Origin of the sequence: Streptomyces jumonjinensis (genome assembly GCF_009600885.1) — a bacterium.
GTDB lineage: Bacteria > Actinomycetota > Actinomycetes > Streptomycetales > Streptomycetaceae > Streptomyces > Streptomyces jumonjinensis.
Genome location: NZ_VCLA01000192.1, coordinates 38,513 through 42,513, shown reverse-complemented (window position 1 = coordinate 42,513; position 4,001 = coordinate 38,513). Strand labels below are relative to the sequence as shown.

The 4,001-nt window shown below is 74.1% G+C and carries 4 protein-coding genes; 1 reads left to right on the top strand and 3 read right to left on the bottom strand.

Annotation, left to right across the window (positions count from 1 at the left end; all coding sequences use genetic code 11):
- Positions 1-477: 477 nt before the first annotated feature.
- From FF041_RS30915 to FF041_RS30905, 3 genes are all read right to left on the bottom strand, one after another.
- Complete coding sequence (locus tag FF041_RS30915) at positions 478-786, bottom strand: winged helix-turn-helix transcriptional regulator (RefSeq protein WP_153483776.1); 309 nt, start codon at positions 784-786, stop codon at positions 478-480.
- Positions 787-940: 154 nt separating this feature from the next.
- Positions 941-2,482, bottom strand: coding sequence for a DUF2079 domain-containing protein (locus FF041_RS30910; protein ID WP_153525854.1), 1,542 nt, complete (start codon positions 2,480-2,482; stop codon positions 941-943).
- Between the two features lie 109 nt (positions 2,483-2,591).
- Positions 2,592-3,383, bottom strand: coding sequence for a prepilin peptidase (locus FF041_RS30905; RefSeq protein WP_153525853.1), 792 nt, complete (start codon positions 3,381-3,383; stop codon positions 2,592-2,594).
- Positions 3,384-3,466: 83 nt separating this feature from the next.
- On the opposite strand from FF041_RS30905, the gene FF041_RS30900 reads away from it, so the two are divergent.
- On the top strand, positions 3,467-3,853 hold the full coding sequence (locus FF041_RS30900; RefSeq protein WP_153484874.1) for a DUF192 domain-containing protein: 387 nt from the start codon (positions 3,467-3,469) through the stop codon (positions 3,851-3,853).
- Positions 3,854-4,001 lie beyond the last annotated feature (148 nt).

Here is a 4,001-nt window from a genome sequence, read left to right as displayed (position 1 = left end):
GGGGGGGGGATACGGACCGGCCCGAGGGGGGGTTTCCACCATAACCCTTCAGAACTCGTACTGCTCGCCACCTGGTGGGGGCGGCGGGTCGCGGCTGGGCCGGACGGCGGAGCCGGGAGGGGGCGGGAAGGGCTGCGGACGGGGGCGCGGGGCCGTGGGGGGCCAGGGTTTCCGGGCCGGGGCTCCTCTTCCGGAGGCAGGGCCCCGGCCCCGGAAGAGGGACCCCGGACGGGTGTGTCCGGTTGACGCCGGGGGCGGGTCCGGGCCGCCGTCTCCTCGGTCCCGGCACCGTCCCGGGCACAGGTTCAGAGCAGGGCCTCCCCGGTCCCGGCACCGTCCCGGGCACAGGTCAGAGCAGGGCTTCCCCAGTCTCGGCACCGTCCCGGGCACAGGTCAGAGCAGGGCTTCCCCGGTCTCGGCACCGTCCCGGGGCACGGTCGGGCCGCAGCTCCCCCGTCTCGTCCCGGGTGGAGGGGCTCAGGCCGCGGCTTCCTTGGCCTTGTTGGCGATGATCTCCTGCATAAAGGTCTCGCCCCAGACCCCGAGCGAGTCCAGCGCGGTGTTGAGCGCCTGTCCCAGCTCGGTGAGGGAGTACTCGACGCGCGGCGGGACCTCGCGGTAGACCTCCCGGTGCACCACCCCGTCCGCCTCCAGCTCGCGCAGCTGCTGGATCAGCATCTTCTCGCTGACGCCGGGAAGCTCCCGCTTCAGCTCCCCGAAGCGCAGAGTGCCCTTGTGGAGCGCCCACAGGATGAGCGCCTTCCACTTCCCGCCGACGACGTCCATCGCGGCGTCGAGACCGCACTGATAGGACGACTTGACCTTGCCCACGCCGACTCCTCCAGGTCACCAGCACTGATGTTTTCGCCAGTACACCATCATCCGGCGGGATGGACCGATGGTGCGGACGGAATCCGGGGCGGCCCGGCCTCCTCGCGGCTCACCGCGTCCGGCGCAGCAGGGTGATTCCGTCGCGCTGGGCGACCCTCCGGTAGCCGTGGGAGCGCTGGGCCGCCCGGAGCTCGGCGGTCTGCCGCTCCAGGGGGTAGGGCCAGTGGCCCATACGGTACGGCCATGCCTCGGGCGCCCTGCTGTCATGGATGATCCACTCGGCGGTGGGCCGGGGCAGCCCGGTCCCGCCGTGCGCGTGGAGCCGGGCGCCGACCGGGAAGGCGGGGAAGAGCACCACCTCGCAGCGCGACGTGAGCTGGGGCGCGAGCCGGTTGGAGGCGGCGACGGAGGCCCCGTCCGGGATCTTGGCGAGCAGTGAGCGGGCCGCCGCCGTATGGGGTGTGGTCCGCCAGGTGGTGCGCTGGGCCAGTTGGGCGAGCGGGAAGGACGGCAGCATCACCGCCGTCACGGCGAGCGCCGTGACGAGCGAGGCACGGAGATGGCGGGCCCCGAGCGGATGGTCCCCGGTGCGCCACCGGCGGAGCGCGTCGATGAGCCCGGCGATGACGATGGGCATCAGTACGGCGCTGTAGTGGAAGGACGTGCCCCAGTGGAAGCCGTTCTGCGACAGCATCCGCCAGGCGAGGGTGGGCAGGGCGAGCAGCGCGAGCGGTGAGCGCAGGGCGAGCAGCGCGGAGGGGGCGAAGACCAGGATCAGGGTCATGGCCTTGGTGTCCGGGCGGAGCGCGTCCAGCGGGGCGAAGGCGATGGTGGCGAGCAGGGAGGCGTGGGGCCCTTCGCCGAGGTTGTCGCCGTGGGCGTAGCCGCCGGCCGGGTTGACGGCGGGCAGCAGCAGTGCGATCTCGATCGCGGAGGCGAGCAGTCCGGCGGCGGCGGTGAGGAGTCCCAGCCGCCGCCGGCCCTGCCAGGCGACGACACAGCCCAGGGCGGCGAGGGTGAGCCCCAGATCCTCTTTGATCAGTACGAGGGGTGCGGCCCAGGCGACGGCCGCGCGCGGGCGGCCCTGTCCCAGCGCCACGGCGGCGAAGGCGAGCAGCGGTACGGCGAGGGCGACTTCATGGAAGTCGAAGGCGGCGGCCGATGCGATGCCCCAGCTCAGCCCGTAGCAGAGGGCGACGGTGTGGGCGGCCCGGCGGCCCAGCGCGCTGAGCGCCCAGGCCACGAGCGGTACGGCGGCGAGGGCGAGCAGCGCGGACTGGGCGGTGAGCAGGCAGAGCGGGGAGGGCCAGAGCCGGTAGAGGGGGGCGAGTGCGGCGAGGGCGGGGTGGAAGTGGTCGCCGAGGAGGTTGAAGCCGTCGCCGCGCAAGGGGACGACGGGGGCCCGCAGTCGGGCGTAGGCGCGTACGGCCTGTTCGAAGATGCCGAGGTCGTACCCGGTGGTGCGGAGCAGCAGATGGCGGCGGACGGCGACGGCGGCGTAGAGGGCGAAGAGGACCGCCGCCCAGCTCCAGGGGAGGAGGGCGGCGGGGAGGCGGGCAGCGGGGGGTGATCCGGGCTCCGGTGTGGGCGAGGGGGTCAGGACCCGCAGGGCTCCGCGCCGCACCACCAGGCTGTCAGGAAATGTCCGCATGAATCTGGACTCTAGACGGGGGTGAGCGCCCCTCCGGAGACATCAGGAGAGGGCGTGTCCCGGGGCGCTGTCGACCTGCGCGGGAAGCTCGCCCTCATGGCGGTCGCGGTCAGCCGCCGGTGGCGGCGAGCGCCCCGAACAGCATCCCGGCGAACGCCCCACTGATCATGAACGGGCCGAACGGTATGGCGGTCTTGCGGTTCGCCCGGCCCAGCGCGATGAGCCCGAGTCCATACAGCGAACCGAGCAGGAATCCGGCGAAGGACCCCGTGAACAGCACGCCCCAGCCGTACCAGCCGAGGACGACGCCGAGCGAGAGGGCGAGTTTCACATCGCCGAAGCCCATGCCGTGGGGGTGGATCAGAAAGAGCAGGAAGTAGACCGCCCCGAGGGCCAGACCGCCGAGGAGGGCGCCCGGCCACGATCCCGCCGCGCCGGGGAGCAGCGAGACCGGGCCGAGCAGCAGCGCCGCGGCGGCGGCGAGCGGGAGGGTGAGCCGGTCGGGGAGCCGGTGGACCCTGCGGTCGATGAGCGCGAGCAGTACGGCGAAGGGCACGAGCGTGAGCCATACGGCCAGTTCGGGGCGGGGCCCGGTGGCCGCGGCGAGCAGGGCGCAGACCAGGGCCGTGACGAGCGGGACGGCGGGTGCGCCCGGGCCGGGGGGCGCGGGGGGCGCCGTCGCGCACGGGGCGCAGCGCACCCCGCCGAGCCAGCCGCGCAGGGGGCCGGTGTAGGGGTGCCCGGCCGGGCAGCTGTCGCGCCACGCCTCGTCCGGCTCGACGGAGAGCCGGTACGCGGCGCGGGGGACGAGCAGCCCGGCGGCGGCTCCCCACAGGGCGGCGACGGCGATCAGCGTGGCGTACACGGCCACGACAGTAAGGGAGGCGAACGGCGCGGTCATGGGCCCATGGGCCCAGTCGCGGCCCCGGGGGATGCGGCCTCCCGGTGACATGACCTGGAGTCAGGGCGCTACCGTCTACGGCCATGGGGCGAGGACGTCAATGGCAGGACGGCACGGCCGCGTTGTGGATTCCCGGGCGGGACGCTCCGGTGCCGCTGGAGATCGCGGCGAGTCGCGGGAGACGGCGGCGCGGGCTGCTGGGGCGCGACGGGATCGAGGGGGCGATGCTGCTGACGCCGTGCGGCGGTGTGCACACCTTCCGGATGCGCTTCACCATCGATGTGGCCTATCTGGACCGGGAGTCGACCGTCGTGGACGTCCACACCCTGGTGCCGGGCCGGCTCGGCAGACCCCGGCTGCGGGCCCGCCATGTGCTGGAGGCTGAGGGCGGGGCGATGGCGGAGTGGGGGGTGCGGCGCGGGGTACGGCTGAGGGTCGAGCGCACGGGGCCTGCGCTCCCCAGCGGCTGAGCCCGCTTCGTACGACCGGGGTTCGCCGCGGCGGAGCTCGGGCTTGTGTGCGAGCCGCCCCGCCGGGCGTCGGGCCCTTGTCGGGGCCAGCTCCCGACAAGAGCCCGCGCCTCAAACTCCCCCAGACTTCGTCCGGGGGGACCCCCAA